The sequence below is a fragment of the Novosphingobium decolorationis genome, assembly GCF_018417475.1.
Classification (GTDB): domain Bacteria; phylum Pseudomonadota; class Alphaproteobacteria; order Sphingomonadales; family Sphingomonadaceae; genus Novosphingobium; species Novosphingobium decolorationis.
This window is the reverse complement of sequence record NZ_CP054856.1, coordinates 3313515-3329719: the sequence shown is the minus strand read 5'-3', so window position 1 is coordinate 3329719 and position 16205 is coordinate 3313515. Positions and strand designations below refer to the sequence as shown.

Here is a 16205-nt window from a genome sequence, read left to right as displayed (position 1 = left end):
GGCTCACCGCCGCCTTAGTGTCCAGGATAATCGAGCAGCGCCTCGACCGCGACCCCGGCGCGGCGCAGACGCTCGGCTCCGCCAAGGTCGGGCAGATCGACGAGGAACAGCGCCTCGGCAACAACGCCGCCTGCCCGGCGCAGAAGCTCGCATGCGGCCAGAGCCGTACCGCCCGTTGCCAGGAGATCGTCGATGAGGACGATGCGGCTGCCATCTACGACCGCTCCTGGATCGACCTCCAGCGTGTCCGTGCCGTATTCCAGCGCGTAGTCGATGGCGAGCACGGGCACGGGCAGCTTGCCGGGTTTGCGCACGGGAATGAAGGGCATGGCCAGCTTTGCCGCGATGGCCGCGCCGAAGATGAAGCCGCGCGCCTCGATCCCGGCGATCGCCTGCCCCTCGCAGGCCTGCACCTTGTCCGCCATCATCCCGACCGCTGCGGCAAAGCCCTCGCCATGGCCCATCAGCGTGGTGACATCGCGAAACAGGATGCCGGGCTTGGGAAAATCCGGGATCGTGCGGACGAGCGGCTTCAGGTCTTCAGGCGTCACGTGGGGCTACTCCGGGAACTCGTTGAGGAACACAGCGGTGCCCCCATAGCGAAAGAACCCCTCCACCGCGAGGATGGAGGGGTTCTGTGTGACTACCAGGACGGCAAAGCTCAGTGCTTCTTGTTCGCCCAGATGTTGCGATAGGACATGTAGCCCAGGATCGTGGCGAAGAGCAGGAAGCCCAGGATCGGCCAACCGGTCTGCTTGCGCTTGTCCATGGTCGGCTCGGCGGTCCAGATCAGGAAGGCCGAGACGTCCTTCGCCATCTGGTCGACCGTGGCCGGGGTGCCGTCCGAATAGGTGACCATGTCTTCCATCAGCGGTGCGGGCATCGCCAGGTTGAGGTTGGCGAAGTACGGGTTGTAGTAGAGCCCGTCCGGGGTCTTGGAGTCCGGGAAGTGCTTGAGCAGTTCGGCGGGCTGGTCCTGATACCCGGTCAGCAGCGAGTAGACGTAGGGTCCACCGTTGTGACGCGCCTTGGTAATCAGCGAGAGATCCGGGGGCGAGCCCTGGCCGCCGTAGGCAACCGGCGGGAAGTAGTCGGTGGGCGTACCCGGATTGGAGGTAACCTCGCCGGTCTTCGCGTCGTACTTGGGGATCGTGAACTGCGCCGCGATCGCCTTCACTTCCGGCTCGTTGTAGCCCAGCTCTTCAAGGTCGCGGAAGGCCACGTGCTTCAGGGCGTGGCAGGCCGCGCAGACCTGCTGGTAGACCTGAAAGCCGCGCTGCAGCTGCTGCTTGTCGAACGTGCCGAAGGGCCCGTCGCTGGAGAAGCTCACGTGCTTGGGATGCTCGTGGAACTCGTGCTCGGCGGTCGGCTGGGCCGGTTCGGTGGCCCAGGTATAGAACCCGAGCCCAAGGGACCAGGCCAGGGCTACCGTGAAGAACAGCCCGACGAGGATCGAGAGAATGCGTGCCATGTCTTTCGTCTCTTTCTGTCTTGCTGTTGATCAGGTCGAAGGCTCAAGCTTCGCGTCTTCGTCCTTGCCGAGGACAGCCTCGGTGATGGAGAAGGGCAGCGGCTTGGGCTTCTCGATAGCCGAGACGATCGGCAGGATGATCAGGAAGTGCGCGAAGTAGTACAGCGCGGCAATCTGGCTGATCATGACGTAGGGCTCTTCGGCCGCGGCGCCGCCGCAGTAGAACAGCACCGCCATGGTCGGGATCAGACCGAACCAGAAGAACTTCTTGTACAGCGGACGGTAGGACGACGAACGGATCGGCGACTTGTCCAGCCAGGGCAGGAAGAACCACACCAGGATGGCTCCGAACATCGCGAGCACGCCCATCAGCTTGGCCGGGATGAAGAAGAAGTCCTGGGTGAAGGCGCGCAGGATCGCGTAGAACGGCCAGAAGTACCATTCGGGCACGATGTGCGCGGGCGTCGACATCGGGTTGGCCGGAATGTAGTTGTCCGGGTGGCCCAGGTAGTTCGGCGCGAAGAACACCATGGCGCAGTAGAGGATCGCGAAGACGCCGATCGCCCAGCCGTCCTTGGCGACGTAGTAGGGATAGAACGGAACCGTGTCGCTCTCGCTCTTCACTTCCACGCCAGTCGGGTTCGACGAGCCCGGAATGTGCAGTGCCCAGATGTGCAGGATGACCACGCCCACGATCACGAAGGGCAGGAGATAGTGCAGCGAGAAGAAGCGGTTGAGCGCCGCGTTATCCGGCGCAAATCCGCCGAGCAGCCACTGTTGGAGCGGTTCGCCAACAAGCGGGATCGCGCTGAACAGGCCGGTGATCACCTTGGCGCCCCAGAAGCTCATCTGGCCCCAGGGAAGCACGTAGCCCATGAAGGCGGTCGCCATCATGAGGAGGAAGATCACGACGCCCAGCAACCACACCATCTCGCGCGGCGCCTTGTAGGAGCCGAAGTAGAACCCGCGGAAGATGTGGACGTAGATGACGACGAAGAACGCCGAGGCACCGTTGGCGTGCGCATAGCGCATCAGCCAGCCCCAGTTCACGTCGCGCACGGTGTGCTCGATGGTGTCGAAGGCAACCTCGGTGTTCGCCGCGTAGTGCATCGCCATGACGATGCCCGTGACGATCTGCAGCACGAGGCACAGCCCCGCGAGGAAACCGAAGTTCCAGAAATAGTTGAGATTACGCGGAACCTCGTAGCCGCCGCCGACGGCGTTGTAGACGAGGCGCGGCACCGGCAGGCGCTCGTCCATCCACTTCATGAAGGGATGGCTGGGAGTGTATTCCTTGGCCCAGGGAAAGCTCATGTTCTTGATCCTCTCTCTTGGGCTTAACCGATGGTCACGACAGTGTCGGACGTGAATTCGTAGTCCGGAACCTGCAGGTTCAGGGGCGCAGGGCCCTTACGGATACGGGCGGCGGTGTCGTAGTGCGAACCGTGGCAGGGGCAGAAATACCCACCGAACTCACCGCGCGGCTCCCCCTCGCCGGCGCCCAGCGGGACGCAGCCCAGGTGCGTGCACACGCCCATGGTGATCAGCCAGTTGGTCTTGCCTTCCTTGGTCCGCTCTTCCAGCGTCTGCGGATCGCGCAGGCTCGCGGCATCGACCGCGTTCGCCGCGTCGATTTCGCGCTGGGTGAGATTACGGATGAAGACCGGCTGCTTGCGGAAGATCGCCTTGATCGCCTGCCCGGTCTGCACAGAAGAGATATCGACCTCGGTGGTGGAAGCCGCGAGGACATCGGCCGAGGCCGACATCTGGCTTACCAGCGGAATGACTACCCCTATTCCGGCGACTCCTGCCGCGCTTACCGCCGCGACATTGATGAAATCGCGCCTCCGCACGCCATCTTCTTCTGCCATGTTTGCCCTTGCCTTGCTTTAGACAACCCCCCGCCAAAACCGACGCGCGCCGGAACCGACAAGGGGCCAGGTTGCTTACCTACGGTTCGCTTGGATCCCCCCAACGTACGGTACCGGAACAAGATATATCTCGTCCTCACTACCGACTTGGCACGGCTGATATACACGAAAACCAGCCCTGCCAACCGTGTTTTTGGTCAAGCAAGCCGCAAGAAAGCGCCCCGGGCGGGGTTGTAGTGGCTCTGTTCGGGGGCTGTCTTGACCTAGGTCAAGCCGATTACGGATATCTGGCGTCCGTAATTTGCCGCATGCTGATGGGTGGCACGGCGGAACGAGAAATACCGCTCGGGCGCCGCGTAGGTATCGAGCCCCAGGGTCTCGATTCGGCCCACACCCGAGGCGGCCAGACGTGCCGCGACATAGGCTTCGAGGTCGAACTGGTGGTGGCCCTCGCGCCCGGCGGCAAAGAAGCTCTCGTTCACCGTGTCCGCTTCCACGAAACGGCGGAAAAAGGCGTCATCGACCTCGTAGCTGCGCCGCGCGATGCACGGGCCGACGGCCGCGACGATGCGGCTGCGGTCGGCCCCCAGCGTCTCCATCGCCGCAACGGTGCTGTCGGTCACCCCGCCAAAAGCGCCCTTCCAGCCCGCGTGCGCGGCGCCCACGACACCCGCCTCGCGATCGGCCAGAAGCACCGGCGCGCAGTCGGCCGTGAGAATGCCCAGGAGCACACCCGGACGGTCGGTCACCAGCGCGTCGGCGCGCGGGCGATCCACATCGGTCCAGATGGGATCGGAAAGCCGCACGCAGTCGGGCGAATGGATCTGATAGACGGTCGCGAGTTGCGCTCCGGGCAGCACGGCGTCCACCACAAGCGCCCGATTCGCATCGATCTTGTCGCGGTCATCCCCCGATCCGTAGCCGACGTTGAGCCCGGCCACTTCGCCTTCGCTGACACCGCCGCGGCGGCCGAGAAAACCGTGTGCGATCCCCTCGAGCGCCTGAGCGCGGGCGACATCGATGCCCGCCGTATCCAGGTCAGCCAAGGCTCTTGCTCACCTGCTCGCGCACATCGCGCGACAGATCGGACTCCTGCGCAATGCGCTCAAGCTCGGCGCGCATCAGGCTGGCGCGGGCAGGTTCCACCCGGCGCCAGCGGCCAAGCGAGGGCACGAAGCGCGCCGCGGTCTGCGGATTGATCGGGTCGAGACGGCGGATGATGTCGCCAATCATGCGGTAGCCCTCTCCGCTGGGGTCATGGAAGGCGACGGGGTTCATCGCGGCGGCCATGAAGACCGAGCGCACCCGGTTGGGGTTCGACATGCGGAACTCCGGGTGCTTGGCCAGCGCGCGGACGTGGTCCAGCACACGCGGGTGGAGCGAGCCCGCCTGGAGCGAGAACCACTTGTCGATGACAAGCGCGTTGCCCTCGTAGCGCGCCAAGAAGTCGGCGAGCGCCTCCTCGCGTTCGGGGCAGTCGAGGCTGGCCAGCACCATGAGCGCGCCCTGGCGGTCGGTCATGCACGAGGCCGCGCGGTACTGGGCGATGCCGCGCGATGCGCCTTCGGCGCCGTCGCCTGCCGCAATGTAGACAAGCGCCTGCGTCTTCACCTTGCGCGCACCGCGTGCCTCGGCCTCGCGGCTGTAGGGCACGGCCGAGACGCGGTCGTGCAGGGCCTTGAGTTCGTCCGCAAGGGTCGCACCGAGCCAGGCCTTGAGCCCTTCGCGCTCGGCGTGGATCGCGCCCGGATCGGAAACAAGAAGCTGCTCGGCCAAATAACTCTCTGCCGGGAGCAGCATCAGTTCGCCGCGCATCAGGTCGTCGAGTTCGGCGTCGGTCACGATGGCGCGGAACGCCTCGCCAATGGCCGTGCGCCCGGCGCTGCGCTGGCCTTCGTCGAGACCGCCGCCGACCGCCGCAACGAGGTGCTGGACGACGAGGCTCTGCATCGCCTCGTAGCGCGCGAAGGGATCATCGTCGCGGGCCGCGAGGAAGACGAGATCGGCATCGGGGCGCGCCATTTCGATGGCGACCGGGGCCGAGAAGCTGCGGTTGATCGAGAGCACCGGATCGGCGGGCGCGTCGGCGAAGACGAAGCGGTCCTCGGCCTTGTCGAGCACGACCAGGCTCTCGCCCGAATGGGTGCCGGTGGCGCGGTCGAACAGGGCGACGCGCAGCGGGATCGGCATGGCCTGCTTCTCGGGCTGGCCCGGCGTGGTCGGCACGGTCTGGTGCAGGGTGAGGACCGCCTTGCCGTCCTCCTGCGTCAGGCTTGCCGCGACCTGCGGCGTGCCGGCCTGCGAATACCACAGGCGGAACTGCGCAAGATCGAGCCCCGCGCCATCCTCGATGGCCTTGACGAAATCCTCGCAAGTGGCCGCGGTGCCATCGTGCCGGTCGAAGTAGAGATCGGTGCCCTTCCGGAAGCGCTCTTCTCCGGCCATAGTCCGCATCATGCGGATCACCTCGGCGCCCTTGTTGTAGACGGTCGCTGTGTAGAAATTGCTGATTTCCTGATAGGAATCGGGACGGATCGGGTGCGCGAGCGGGCCGGAATCCTCCGGGAACTGGGCAATGCGCAGGATCCGCACGTCCTCGATGCGCTTGACGGGTTCGGAACCCATGTCGGCGCTGAAGAGCTGATCGCGCAGCACCGTGAAGCCTTCCTTCAGCGAAAGCTGGAACCAGTCACGGCAGGTCACGCGGTTGCCCGACCAGTTGTGGAAGTATTCGTGCCCGATCACGCCCTCGATGGCGTCGTAGTCGGCGTCGGTCGCGGTGTCGGGGTCGGCCAGCACGTAGCGCGTGTTGAAGACGTTGAGCCCCTTGTTCTCCATCGCGCCCATGTTGAAGTCGGACACGGCGACGATGTTGAACAGGTCAAGATCGTACTCGCGCCCGAAGGTCTCCTCGTCCCACTTCATCGAGGCGATCAGCGAATCGAGCGCGTGCTGCGTGCGGCCTTCATCGCCCGGGCGCACCCAGACGTTGAGATCGACCGTGCGGCCGCTCTTCGTGGTGAAGGTCCCGTGGTTGGCAATGAGTTCGCCCGCGACGAGCGCGAAGAGGTAGCTGGGCTTGGGCCAGGGATCGTACCACTCGGCCCAGTGCGTCCCGTTCTCGCCTTCGCCCTCGGCCGTGCAGTTGCCGTTGGCGAGCAGGATCGGGAAGGTCGCCTTGTCGCCCGACATGCGCACCGAATAGGTCGAGAGGACATCGGGCCGGTCGGGGAAGAACGTGATGCGGCGAAAGCCCTCGGCCTCGCACTGCGTGCAGAGCATCCCGTTGGACGCGTAGAGACCCATGAGCTGGCTGTTGCCCGAGGGCACGAGCGCGGTCTCGATGGTGACCTCGTGCGCATCGCCCGAAAGCTCGACCAGAAGATCGGGCCCGTCCATGCGCCAGCCGCTTGCCGCCTCGCCATCGACGCGCACCGAAACCGGCGAGATCTGGTCGCCGTTGAGGCGCAGGGTCGCAGCCCCATTGCCTTCGGGGTTGCGCTTCACCGAGAGCGTGGAGGTGACCTTCGTCGCATCGAGGCCCAGGTCGAAATCGAGTGCGATCTCGGGCACCAGCCAGGCCGGGGGCAGGTAGTCCTCACGCCGGATCACCGGCGGGGCCTGCGGCGCGGGCGCGGCGTCGGCGGTCTGGGGGTTCTGTTCGGGCTCGGCGGGTCTGCTGGCGATGTCCATGCGCCTTATCTAGCCCTTCCCGGCGCGATTGCCAGACAGGGGAGATACGTTTTGCGCGCAAGGCGCACACTTTGTCGAATGGGCACAAGGCTGCTAGGCCCTTCCCCCATGCCACGTTTCTTCATCTTCGGCCTTGGCTACACCGCCTCTGTCCTCGCCCGCGCCCTGGAAGCCAGAGGCTGGGAAGTCATTTCCACCGGCCGTTCGGGCACGCTCTCCTTCGACGATGAAGGCTCGGTGCGCACCGCGCTGGCCGATGCCGACCATGTTCTGTCCTCGGTCCCTCCGGGCAAGGAAGCGCGCGGCGAGCCGCTCGATCCGGTGCTGGAGACCTATGGCGATGCGCTGAAGGGCAAGGCGCTGTCCTACCTGTCCTCGACCGGGGTCTACGGCGATGCGGGCGGGGCCTGGGTGGACGAGGCCAGCCCCATCGGCACGGGACGGCGCACCGCGCGCGCCGAAGCGGACCGGGAGTGGCAGAAACGGGGCGCGCGGGTCTATCGCCTGCCCGGCATCTATGGACCGGGCCGCTCGATCCTCGAACGCGTGCAAGAAGGCCGCGCGCACCGCATCGACCTCCCTGGCCAGGTGTTCAGCCGGGTCCACGTGGAGGATATCGCGGCGGGCGTGCTCGCGGGGATCGAAAAGCCTGCGGGCGCCTACAACCTTGCCGATGACCTGCCCTGCCCGCAGAACTGGCTGGTCGAGCACGCCTGCGCGCTCCTGAACCTGCCACTGCCCCCGCTCCAGACCCTGGACGAGGCCGGGCTCTCACCCATGGCGCGCGGTTTCTATGCCGAGAACCGGCGCGTGGCGAACGGCAAGGCCAAGCGCGTGCTGGGCTGGCGCCCGCGCTACCCGACTTACGTGGCGGGCTTGCGCGCGCTCAGCGCCACGATGAGCCCCAGCGTCGCGAGCCCCGCGCCCGTCCCCGCCAGCAGCGACCAGCGGTAACCCTCGAACACGGTCGAGAGCAGCATCGCGATGACGACGACCGCGACGCCGTTGTAGGCCGCACGCCCTGCCCCAAGCTTGCGGATCAGCGTGTAATAGAGCGGGAAGGTCACGACCGAGCCGAACACGGCCAAGTAGGCCGTCCCCAGCCAGTAGCGCGGCGCGGTGGGGATCACCGGCGGCCCGTCGCGCAGCCAGGCGACCGCGATATCGGCCAGCGTGCCGTAGAGCATGGCCCAGGCGAGCAGGCTCACCATCGCGAGCTTGCGGCCCGTTTCATTGGCCTGGATCACATTGGAAACCGAAGCGCAGAGCATGGCCGCGAGCGCGAGCACCACGCCCAGCCAGACCGAGCCCGCCAGCGGCGCCTCGCGCGCTTCGTGGAGAAGCAGGAGGCCGATCCCGGCAATCGCGATACCGCTGCCGACCAGGAACCGACGCGTAATCGGCTGCCCCAGCAGGACCCGCGCCAGAAGCGCGTTGGGCACCAGCATCAGCGCGATCATCACCGCGACGATGCCCGAGGTCAGGTACATCTCGGCGCTGTAGACGAAGTTGTAGTTCCCGCAGAACTGCGTGATGCCGACCAGCATCGCCAGGACATGGCCTGCGCGTCCGATCCGCAAGGGCCGCTTCATCGCGGCGGCCACCACGAACATCGCCGGCGTCGCCAGCAGGAAGCGCCAGGCGACCGACCAGCCAGCCGGGGCCGCGTCGATCTGCCCGGTGATCACCCACCAGGTCGATCCCCAGATCAGGCTGACCAGCAGGAAGGGCAGCGCCACGGCCGGGCGCAGCAGCGAATCCTCGTTCATGATAGGTGCGTGTCCATCAGGCTTGGCGCCTAGAGGGCGGCGATGGCCCGCGCAAGCGCGGCGACGTCTTCGGCCTTCGCGTCCCAGGCGGTGACAAGGCGCGCGGCCTCGGTGCCCCAGTCGTAGAAGCCGAAGCCCTGCTGGCGAAGCGCGGCGCGCTCGGCCGCCGTGCAGGTCAGGAACACCTCGTTCGCCTCGACCGGATGGAGCAGGCGCTGCCCCGCAGCCGCCGCCAGCTCAGCCGCGGCCGCGTTGGCGCTGCGCGCGTTTGCGAGCCACAGGTCACCCTCCAGCATGGCGAGGATCTGCGCAGCCAGGAACCGCCCCTTGGACTGCAACTGCCCGGCGCGCTTGCGGCGAAAGCGCAGGACCTCGGCCTCCTCGGGATCGAACTGGACCACCGCTTCGGCGCCCATCGCGCCGTTCTTGATGAACCCGAAGCTCAAGGCATCGACGCCCGCGACGATATCTCCGGGCGCGACATCCAGGAACGCCGCCGCGTTGGCAAAGCGCGCGCCGTCCATGTGGAGGCCAAGGCCCTGACCACGGGCAAAGAAGGCCAGCGCCGCGACCTCGTCCGGGCGATAGACGCAGCCGTATTCGCTGGCCTGCGTGATCGAGACCGCATGCGGATGGACCTGGTGAACCCCGTCGCGGATGCCCGCGACCGCAGCCTTCAGCGCCTCGGGCGTGATCTTGGCGTGATCCCCCTCCACCGTCATCAGCTTGGCGCCGTGAAGGAAGAAGCCGGGCGCGCCGCCCTCGTCCATCTCGATGTGCGCCTCACGGTGGCACAGCACCGCGCCGTGGGGCTGGACCATGGTGGACAGCGCCAGGCAGTTGGCCGCCGTGCCCGTCGCCACCCAGAGCGCGGCACACTCGCGCCCGAAAAGCTGGGAGAACGCCGCGTCAAGCGCGCGGCTGAGGCCATCGTTGTCGTAGGGCGCATCGGCGGCATCGGCGGCCTGCATCGCCTTCCAGACGGAGGGATGGACGGCGGCGGCATTGTCGGAGAGGAACTGCATGACCATATGCCTCACCAGCGCGCCTGCGCCGCGTCAAGTCCATCCGCACGCCACCTTGCCAGAAGGAGAGCCCATGGTCGGCCTCACCATCACCCGCCACGAAACCGCGACCGGGGGCGAATACCGCGCCCATCCCGCCGACAGCGAAGCCCTCGGCCAGCTGACCTGGACCACGCAGGCGGGCAATCCTGCGGTGCACCGTGCGGACCTCGTCCTGGTCCCGTCCGAAATCGGCGGGCGCGGGATTGCAGGACGGCTCGTCGAGGCGATGGTTGCCGACGCGCGCGAAAACCATTTCCGCATCGAGCCCTTGTGCAGCTACGTGGTGGCGGCCTTCGCGCGCCATCCCGAGTGGGCCGACGTGAAGGCCTGACACGCGCGACCAAGGCACGCATTCATTACCGCGCAGCGAATATCTGCAAGGTAGCGCAAGGCAGGACCCGCCCGCCCCCGCATGGCGTGACCTTATGAAACAAACACCCGGCATACGCGCTTGTCCTTGGTGACACCCGCGCAAGGCCGGGACCGGCCGCAAGGCCCCGACACGACGAATACGATCAAGAGGACCCGCACGACATGGCTTATTCCGATTTCCTGAAACAGCAGTGCTATATCGATGGAAAGTGGTGCGATGCGGATTCGGGCGCGACGCTCGAGGTGACCAACCCGGGCACCGGCGAGGTCATGGGCACCGTCCCCAAGATGGGTTCGGACGAGACCAGCCGCGCCATCGACGCCGCCGAAGCCGCGCTTCCGGCCTGGCGCGCCAAGACTGCGGGTGAACGCTCGAAGATCCTGCGCAAGCTCTACGAACTGATGATGGACGCGCAGGATGACCTGGGCGAACTGCTCAGCCGCGAACAGGGCAAGCCGCTCGCCGAAGGCAAGGGCGAGATCGCCTATGGCGCGAGCTTCATCGAATGGTTCGGCGAAGAGGCCAAGCGCGCCTATGGCGACACCATCCCCGGCCACGCCAGCGACCGCCGCATCGTCGTCATCAAGCAGCCGGTCGGCGTTGTCGGCGCGATCACGCCCTGGAACTTTCCCAATGCGATGATCACCCGCAAGCTGGGCCCCGCGCTCGCAGCGGGCTGTACCATGGTCATCAAGCCGGCCTCGGCGACCCCCTACTCCGCGCTCGCCATCGCCGCGCTGTGCGAGAAGGCCGGCATTCCCGCAGGCGTCGTCAACGTGGTGACGGGCAGCGCCGGGCAGATCGGCTCGACCCTGACGGGCAGCCCCAAGGTCGCCAAGATCACCTTCACCGGATCGACCGAGATCGGCCGCCAGCTCCTCAAGGAATCGGCCGACACCGTCAAGAAGTGCTCGATGGAGCTGGGCGGCAACGCGCCCTTCCTCGTCTTCGACGATGCCGACGTCGATGCGGCGATCGAAGGCGCGATGATCTCCAAGTTCCGCAACGGCGGCCAGACCTGCGTGTGCACCAACCGCTTCTACGTCCAGGACGGCGTCTACGACGAATTCGTCGAGAAGCTGGCCGCGCGCGTGAAGGCGATGAAGGTGGGCTATGGCCTCGACGAAGGCACCGAAGTCGGCCCGCTGGTCGATGAAAAGGCCGTCGCCAAGGTCGAGGAGCACCTCAAGGACGCCGTCGACGGCGGCGCGACCGTGCTCGCGGGCGGCTCGCGCAACGAGCGTGGCGGCAGCTACTTCAACCCGACCGTCGTCGCCAACGTGAAGCCCGACATGCTGCTGGCGCGCGAGGAGACCTTCGGCCCGCTCGCCGGGGTCATCCGCTTCACCGAGGAAGCCGAGGCCATCGCCATGGCCAACGACACCGAATTCGGTCTTGCCAGCTACTTCTATGCCTCGGACATGAGCCGCGTGTGGCGCGTCGCCGAAGCGCTCGAAGCGGGCATGGTGGGCATCAACACCGGCCTCATCTCGACCGAAGTTGCCCCCTTCGGCGGCGTCAAGCAGTCGGGCCTGGGCCGCGAAGGCTCGCACTACGGGCTCGATGACTACATGGAGCTGAAGTACCTGTGCATGGGCGTGAAGCCCGCCTGACGACTTCGCCCACGGCGAAGCACGAACGGCCCCGGCAGGACCTATGCGGTTCTTCCGGGGCTTTTTCTATCGGACGCCCGCACTATCCAGATCGCGGGCAAGCCGGGCCATGGCGATGCGCGCATTCGCCAGGTTCACCGCTCCCCGGTCGAGCGCAACGAGGACCATGAGGCCGGGCACCTCGCCCAAAGGACGGGCGAACCCGACATGGCGGGCCGTGGTCACGGCCACCTGCTCGACACGCTCGGCCTCCGGCCCTGCGGCCAATGCCTGCGTTTCGGCCCGCGCCAGCCCGGCCATGAACTGCGCGGTGCGCGGCAGGTCGAAGCCGGGCCCGCGGCGCAGCTGCGAGACGACTTCGCCCCCGGCCATCGCAACCAGCGCCAGGCCGACCAGTCCCTCCTGGCTGGCCGCTGCGACCAGCCGCTTGCCCAGTTCGACGACCAGTACGCGGAAGGCCGGGTCATCCTGCATCGCGGCGAGCGCCTCGCCCTCGAGGGCAACCTGCCCTTGCGCGAGCGCCGGTGGAATCGGCAAGGGCGTGACAGGCTCCTTGCGCGCCTCGAAGCTGCAGCTTGCCGCGCACCAGACCATGTCCACGGTTCCCCCGTCGCTCGACACCGGCAGCAGGATACCTCGCGCCTTCACCGCTTCGCCAAGGCGGTTGTCGAACTCGGCCTCGAACCAGATCGGCGAGCGATTGGAGACGCATTGCTCGCAGTTTTCGGTGAGATGCGCCAGCAGGGTCGCAGCCGGGACATCGTCGCGGCGCTCCAGCCGGGCCCCCTCCCCGCAATCCCGGCGCAGGTTTGCGCCCACGAAGGTCAGGTGGGGGGCCTCGCCATCTTCGTGAACCTGCACGATCGCACTGTCCGCGCGGAACGGCTCGAGAGCGCCATCCTCCATGTCCTGAAAATCGGGATAGGGACGCGACCGGGCGAGCCTGGCCCATTCATGGTAGACCTGCATCTGGAGCCGGCGCTCCACAAGGTCCTGGTCTTCACTCGTCATCCGGACTTGCGCCCCATACCACCGCACAGCCCCGAAGGACCGCCACATTCCCCATGATCATGATGCAGCGTGCCCACGCACGGCGCTCACTTCTCGGGACGCTATCTCAGGAATGTCTAAATGCAACTTAAAGCGCTGTAAAATGGAACACTTTCTCATCATCCGGAGATCAGGGAGCGGATCTCCAGGGCCCAGACATGCAAAATCCCGGCCCACCTTGGCGTGGACCGGGATTTTCAGAGCAGGCCCACGGGACCCGCAGCCGTGTGCGCGGGCTCAGACCTTGAGGTCGGCCTCGATGCGCGACACCTTGAAGCGGGCCATGCCCAGGTTCGCCTTGGCCTTGTCGAGCACGAGGTAGAGGAACAGGCCCTTGCCCGAGTCGTCGGTCAGCGGGCGGATCATGTGGTACTGGCTCGAGAGCGAGATGAGGACGTCCTCGACTTCGTCGTCGAGACCCAGATCCTTCATGGTGGCCAGCTTGGCCTTCATCACGTTGGTGTTGCCTGCCGCCGCGACGTTGAGGTCGAGACCATTCGAATCGCCCGCGGTCGCGACCGCCATGCCGGTGGCGAGATCGACTAGCGCAACGGCCTTTGCACCGTCGATTTCAAGGCATTCGTTGAGCTTGGCTTCAAGTGACATAGGATATCCCTTTCTGGATTGAGATGTGGGCGGGGAAACAGGTGGGAAGGAAAGTGGGATGCAGAGCCCCTGACGGAGCCCGGCGCCGCCGAGGACCTTCCTGAAAAGTCGGGAAAAGACATGATGAAAGTGCCGCGAACAGCAGGTTCAGGCGGGGCCTGGGATCAGCCTGTCATGAGCGCCTGACCCAGTTGCCGCCGCGCGTTGGCAAGATTGCCGCGGTCCCTGTCGAGCACGGCGAGAACCAGCAGGTCCTCCCCCCCTTCCAGGGGTTGCAGCAGCCAGAACTGGCGCCGGGTCGTGACGATCGCTTCCTCGAAGCGCTCGGCCAGGCCGCACTGGGCAATGACTTCGCGCTTGAGACGGATGAGTTCGGCACCGCTCGCGGCAACGCCGGCCAGGTCGAGATCCCCGGCGCAGGCCAGCTGCGCGCCAACAGCTCCATCGGCGATATCGACCAGGGCGAGGCCGACAAGACCGTCGATGTCGCGGCACGCGGTCAGCCCTTGTGCCAGGCGCTGCGCCTCCGCACTTGGCACGTCGCCCCCCGTGGCCACAGGCGCGGCGGCATTGTCATTCGAAGGCGCCGCGGCGGGCACTTCGTCGATGAGTTCAAGTTCCTCGGCCATGGCCGCGAAGTCGGCCAGGGGCTCGCTCTTGCTGCTGGTCACACCCCAGACGGTGTCCACGTTCTGCCCATCGCTCGAGATCGGCAGCAGAATACCGCGGTAGTGCACGTTCTCCTCCAGGCAATTGATGAACGAGGCCTCGAAGCCGACGGGCGCCCGGTTCGCGATGCACTGCAGGTAGGTATCGGTGAAGCGCGAAAGCAGCGTCAGTCCGGGCACGTCGGGCAGGCGCTCGATACGCGTGCCCTTCCCGCAGTCCCGGCGCAGGTTGCTCCCGACGAAGGCGATGATGGGGTCCATCGCGTCCTCGGTCATCTGCAGGATGACGCTGTCCTCGTGGAATCCTTCGAGTACGACCTCCTCCATGTCCTCCATGGAGGGAAACGACTTGGCCTTGGCCACGCGCGCCCACTCCTGGTAGACCTGAATCTGCAAGCGACGCTCGGTATGGTCTTGGATCTCGGTCATGACTGGCCGGCACTTCATCTCCCGCTTCCGGCACCGTCCAGCACGGGCAGGCGAGAGCCGGGGACGGCTCGCGATTTCCTGCCTTGTGGTGTCCCGTCCAAAAGCGATATCGGGTTCAAACATGACGCGAAGAAGAACCGCGAGATCACCAGGCAGCGCACCGCAACGCGGCCCCGCCTGCCGGATCAGATCCGGCCACCCTCGGGGTAAAACACCCCCGGGCATGTGCATCCCGCACCGACTCCTCGCTGCGTTGCCGCAGGATATCGGGAATAATCTCTAAGGAGTCGTTAAGCAGATGCTTTAGAAGGCATTTACTTCTGTAATCAGAGTTATTTTTGCGGTAAATAGTTCACACAGATTGTATTCGTATACATTTACTGAGCGCCTGCACAAATCCCGGTGGCCACGTGCACACAGCGCACGCCGGGTACCGCAAACGGCATCACGCTTGCAGCCTTCGCAGCAGCTTTCCCGCTTGTATCACGCGCCATACCCGCCCATTATGGCGTCCCATGCCAACCGCACCCCAGACCGACGCCACGAACGAGCGCAAGCTGATCGAGGCCATTGCCCTCAAGCGCCACATCCGCGCCGAGTACAACGGCACCGAAATGCTGCTTGCCCCGCACCGCCTGTTCAGCCGCCACGACGAGCTGTTCCTCAGCGCGTTCAACCCGAACAAGAACTGGCGCAGCGAGGAAGAACGGCGCCTCGGGCACTTCAAACTTGACGGACTTTCCAACCTCCTGGTGACCGAAGAGGTGTTCGAGCCCCTGCCCGATTTCGACCCGGCCCCGCCGCGCGAAACCGACGAGGAAGTCTTCACCGTCACCGCCTGAGGCGCTTGCGGCGGCCTCGCGCTTTCTTCCCGCGCCCCGCCTCTCTCCCAAATGCAAAGGCCCAAATGCAAAGGGTCGACGACTTGCGCCGCCGACCCTCGTTCCACATGGGGGAGTGGACCTCGTAAAAGAGCGAATCAGGCCTTGGCCTTCGTCTCTTCATAGCGTTCGATCGCTTCGAGCACGATCTGGCGCGCATCGGCTGCGCCGCCCCAGGTGCCCACACGCACCCACTTTTCCTTTTCGAGGTCCTTGTAGTGCGTAAAGAAGTGCTCGATCTGGGCCAGCAGGATCTCGGGAAGATCTGCCTTTTCCTTTACGTCGATATAGTAAGGGAAAGTTGAATCGACCGGTACGCACAGCAGCTTTTCGTCGCCGCCGTGCTCGTCCTCGAGGTTCAGCACCGCGATCGGACGCGCGCGCACGACGCAGCCCGGGATGAAGGGCGAACGGGCGATGACCAGCGCGTCGAGCGGGTCGCCGTCGGGCGAGAGCGTGTGCGGCACAAAACCGTAGTTGGCCGGGTAGCGCATCGGCGTGTGCAGGATGCGGTCGACGTAAAGAGCACCCGACTCCTTGTCGAACTCGTACTTCACGGGTTCACCGCCGACGGGAACCTCAATGACGACGTTGAGACTTTCCGGCGGATTGTCCCCAACGGGAATCATGTCGATGCGCATGGTCGTCCTTCTTCTTAGACACTTAACAAAGTATCGATAGTAATCTCAGTGGAACGCGGCTTAGCGGGGCACC

General features: G+C 65.7%; 16 protein-coding genes. 4 read left to right on the top strand and 12 right to left on the bottom strand.

All coding sequences use genetic code 11. The features are described from left to right. Nucleotides 1–14: 14 nt before the first annotated feature. The 6 genes from HT578_RS15425 to pepN all read right to left on the bottom strand — a co-directional run bounded on the left by HT578_RS15425 (nucleotide 15) and on the right by pepN (nucleotide 7035). Nucleotides 15–551, bottom strand: coding sequence for an adenine phosphoribosyltransferase (locus HT578_RS15425; protein WP_213500573.1), 537 nt, complete (start codon nucleotides 549–551; stop codon nucleotides 15–17). Between the two features lie 110 nt (nucleotides 552–661). Beyond that, nucleotides 662–1471 carry a cytochrome c1 gene (locus HT578_RS15420; protein ID WP_039389201.1) on the bottom strand — a complete coding sequence of 270 codons (810 nt, stop codon included), beginning with the start codon at nucleotides 1469–1471 and terminating at the stop codon, nucleotides 662–664. A gap of 30 nt (nucleotides 1472–1501) precedes the next feature. Beyond that, nucleotides 1502–2785: a cytochrome b gene (locus tag HT578_RS15415; RefSeq protein ID WP_213500571.1), complete on the bottom strand. Its 1284-nt coding sequence runs from the start codon at nucleotides 2783–2785 to the stop codon at nucleotides 1502–1504. Nucleotides 2786–2808: 23 nt separating this feature from the next. Further along, nucleotides 2809–3342 carry a ubiquinol-cytochrome c reductase iron-sulfur subunit gene (petA, locus tag HT578_RS15410; RefSeq protein ID WP_148627413.1) on the bottom strand — a complete coding sequence of 178 codons (534 nt, stop codon included), beginning with the start codon at nucleotides 3340–3342 and terminating at the stop codon, nucleotides 2809–2811. Nucleotides 3343–3605: 263 nt separating this feature from the next. Next, complete coding sequence (gene pgeF, locus HT578_RS15405) at nucleotides 3606–4388, bottom strand: peptidoglycan editing factor PgeF (RefSeq protein ID WP_239026315.1); 783 nt, start codon at nucleotides 4386–4388, stop codon at nucleotides 3606–3608. Next, the gene (gene pepN, locus HT578_RS15400) at nucleotides 4381–7035 is read right to left on the bottom strand and encodes an aminopeptidase N (protein ID WP_213500569.1); all 2655 of its coding nucleotides are present in this window, start codon (nucleotides 7033–7035) and stop codon (nucleotides 4381–4383) included. Before pepN ends, pgeF begins: the two co-directional genes overlap by 8 nt. Before the next feature lie 108 nt (nucleotides 7036–7143). Between pepN and HT578_RS15395 the strand changes: the two genes are divergently transcribed. Continuing rightward, complete coding sequence (locus HT578_RS15395; RefSeq protein ID WP_213500567.1) at nucleotides 7144–7989, top strand: Rossmann-fold NAD(P)-binding domain-containing protein; 846 nt, start codon at nucleotides 7144–7146, stop codon at nucleotides 7987–7989. Here HT578_RS15395 and HT578_RS15390 read toward each other — a convergent pair. Continuing rightward, entirely contained in the window at nucleotides 7899–8804 is a 906-nt protein-coding gene (locus HT578_RS15390) for a DMT family transporter (RefSeq protein WP_213500565.1), read from the bottom strand. The two genes, HT578_RS15395 and HT578_RS15390, sit on opposite strands and share 91 nt — an antisense overlap. A 29-nt stretch (nucleotides 8805–8833) precedes the next feature. Further along, nucleotides 8834–9829: a threonine aldolase family protein gene (locus tag HT578_RS15385; RefSeq protein WP_213504383.1), complete on the bottom strand. Its 996-nt coding sequence runs from the start codon at nucleotides 9827–9829 to the stop codon at nucleotides 8834–8836. A gap of 73 nt (nucleotides 9830–9902) precedes the next feature. On the opposite strand from HT578_RS15385, the gene HT578_RS15380 reads away from it, so the two are divergent. Both HT578_RS15380 and HT578_RS15375 read left to right on the top strand, forming a co-directional pair. Then, nucleotides 9903–10202 carry a GNAT family N-acetyltransferase gene (locus HT578_RS15380; RefSeq protein ID WP_213500563.1) on the top strand — a complete coding sequence of 100 codons (300 nt, stop codon included), beginning with the start codon at nucleotides 9903–9905 and terminating at the stop codon, nucleotides 10200–10202. A 203-nt stretch (nucleotides 10203–10405) separates the two neighbouring features. Continuing rightward, the gene (locus HT578_RS15375) at nucleotides 10406–11857 is read left to right on the top strand and encodes an NAD-dependent succinate-semialdehyde dehydrogenase (protein WP_213500561.1); all 1452 of its coding nucleotides are present in this window, start codon (nucleotides 10406–10408) and stop codon (nucleotides 11855–11857) included. Between the two features lie 66 nt (nucleotides 11858–11923). Here HT578_RS15375 and HT578_RS15370 read toward each other — a convergent pair whose 3' ends face one another. The 3 genes from HT578_RS15370 to HT578_RS15360 all read right to left on the bottom strand — a co-directional run bounded on the left by HT578_RS15370 (nucleotide 11924) and on the right by HT578_RS15360 (nucleotide 14610). Beyond that, nucleotides 11924–12868 (bottom strand): PAS domain-containing protein, encoded by a 945-nt coding sequence (locus tag HT578_RS15370; protein WP_213500559.1) that lies wholly within the window; start codon nucleotides 12866–12868, stop codon nucleotides 11924–11926. Between the two features lie 276 nt (nucleotides 12869–13144). After that, nucleotides 13145–13513 carry a hypothetical protein gene (locus HT578_RS15365; RefSeq protein WP_213500557.1) on the bottom strand — a complete coding sequence of 123 codons (369 nt, stop codon included), beginning with the start codon at nucleotides 13511–13513 and terminating at the stop codon, nucleotides 13145–13147. 164 nt (nucleotides 13514–13677) lie between these two features. Then, nucleotides 13678–14610: a PAS domain-containing protein gene (locus HT578_RS15360; protein ID WP_213500555.1), complete on the bottom strand. Its 933-nt coding sequence runs from the start codon at nucleotides 14608–14610 to the stop codon at nucleotides 13678–13680. A 515-nt stretch (nucleotides 14611–15125) separates the two neighbouring features. Here HT578_RS15360 and HT578_RS15355 point away from each other — a divergent pair. Continuing rightward, nucleotides 15126–15452 carry a WYL domain-containing protein gene (locus HT578_RS15355; protein WP_039389215.1) on the top strand — a complete coding sequence of 109 codons (327 nt, stop codon included), beginning with the start codon at nucleotides 15126–15128 and terminating at the stop codon, nucleotides 15450–15452. A gap of 137 nt (nucleotides 15453–15589) precedes the next feature. Here HT578_RS15355 and ppa read toward each other — a convergent pair whose 3' ends face one another. Then, the gene (ppa, locus tag HT578_RS15350) at nucleotides 15590–16132 is read right to left on the bottom strand and encodes an inorganic diphosphatase (protein ID WP_039389216.1); all 543 of its coding nucleotides are present in this window, start codon (nucleotides 16130–16132) and stop codon (nucleotides 15590–15592) included. Between the last annotated feature and the right edge of the window lie 73 nt (nucleotides 16133–16205).

Excerpts from the sequence above, each read along its gene's own strand:
- HT578_RS15420 (WP_039389201.1), bottom strand. The coding sequence starts at position 1,471 with ATGGCACGCATTCTCTCGATCCTCGTCGGGCTGTTCTTCACGGTAGCC.
- HT578_RS15415 (WP_213500571.1), bottom strand. The coding sequence starts at position 2,785 with ATGAGCTTTCCCTGGGCCAAGGAATACACTCCCAGCCATCCCTTCATG.
- petA (WP_148627413.1), bottom strand. The coding sequence starts at position 3,342 with ATGGCAGAAGAAGATGGCGTGCGGAGGCGCGATTTCATCAATGTCGCG.
- pepN (WP_213500569.1), bottom strand. The coding sequence starts at position 7,035 with ATGGACATCGCCAGCAGACCCGCCGAGCCCGAACAGAACCCCCAGACC.
- HT578_RS15395 (WP_213500567.1), top strand. The coding sequence starts at position 7,144 with ATGCCACGTTTCTTCATCTTCGGCCTTGGCTACACCGCCTCTGTCCTC.
- HT578_RS15390 (WP_213500565.1), bottom strand. The coding sequence starts at position 8,804 with ATGAACGAGGATTCGCTGCTGCGCCCGGCCGTGGCGCTGCCCTTCCTG.
- HT578_RS15385 (WP_213504383.1), bottom strand. The coding sequence starts at position 9,829 with ATGCAGTTCCTCTCCGACAATGCCGCCGCCGTCCATCCCTCCGTCTGG.
- HT578_RS15380 (WP_213500563.1), top strand. The coding sequence starts at position 9,903 with ATGGTCGGCCTCACCATCACCCGCCACGAAACCGCGACCGGGGGCGAA.
- HT578_RS15375 (WP_213500561.1), top strand. The coding sequence starts at position 10,406 with ATGGCTTATTCCGATTTCCTGAAACAGCAGTGCTATATCGATGGAAAG.
- HT578_RS15370 (WP_213500559.1), bottom strand. The coding sequence starts at position 12,868 with ATGACGAGTGAAGACCAGGACCTTGTGGAGCGCCGGCTCCAGATGCAG.
- HT578_RS15365 (WP_213500557.1), bottom strand. The coding sequence starts at position 13,513 with ATGTCACTTGAAGCCAAGCTCAACGAATGCCTTGAAATCGACGGTGCA.
- HT578_RS15360 (WP_213500555.1), bottom strand. The coding sequence starts at position 14,610 with ATGACCGAGATCCAAGACCATACCGAGCGTCGCTTGCAGATTCAGGTC.
- HT578_RS15355 (WP_039389215.1), top strand. The coding sequence starts at position 15,126 with ATGCCAACCGCACCCCAGACCGACGCCACGAACGAGCGCAAGCTGATC.
- ppa (WP_039389216.1), bottom strand. The coding sequence starts at position 16,132 with ATGCGCATCGACATGATTCCCGTTGGGGACAATCCGCCGGAAAGTCTC.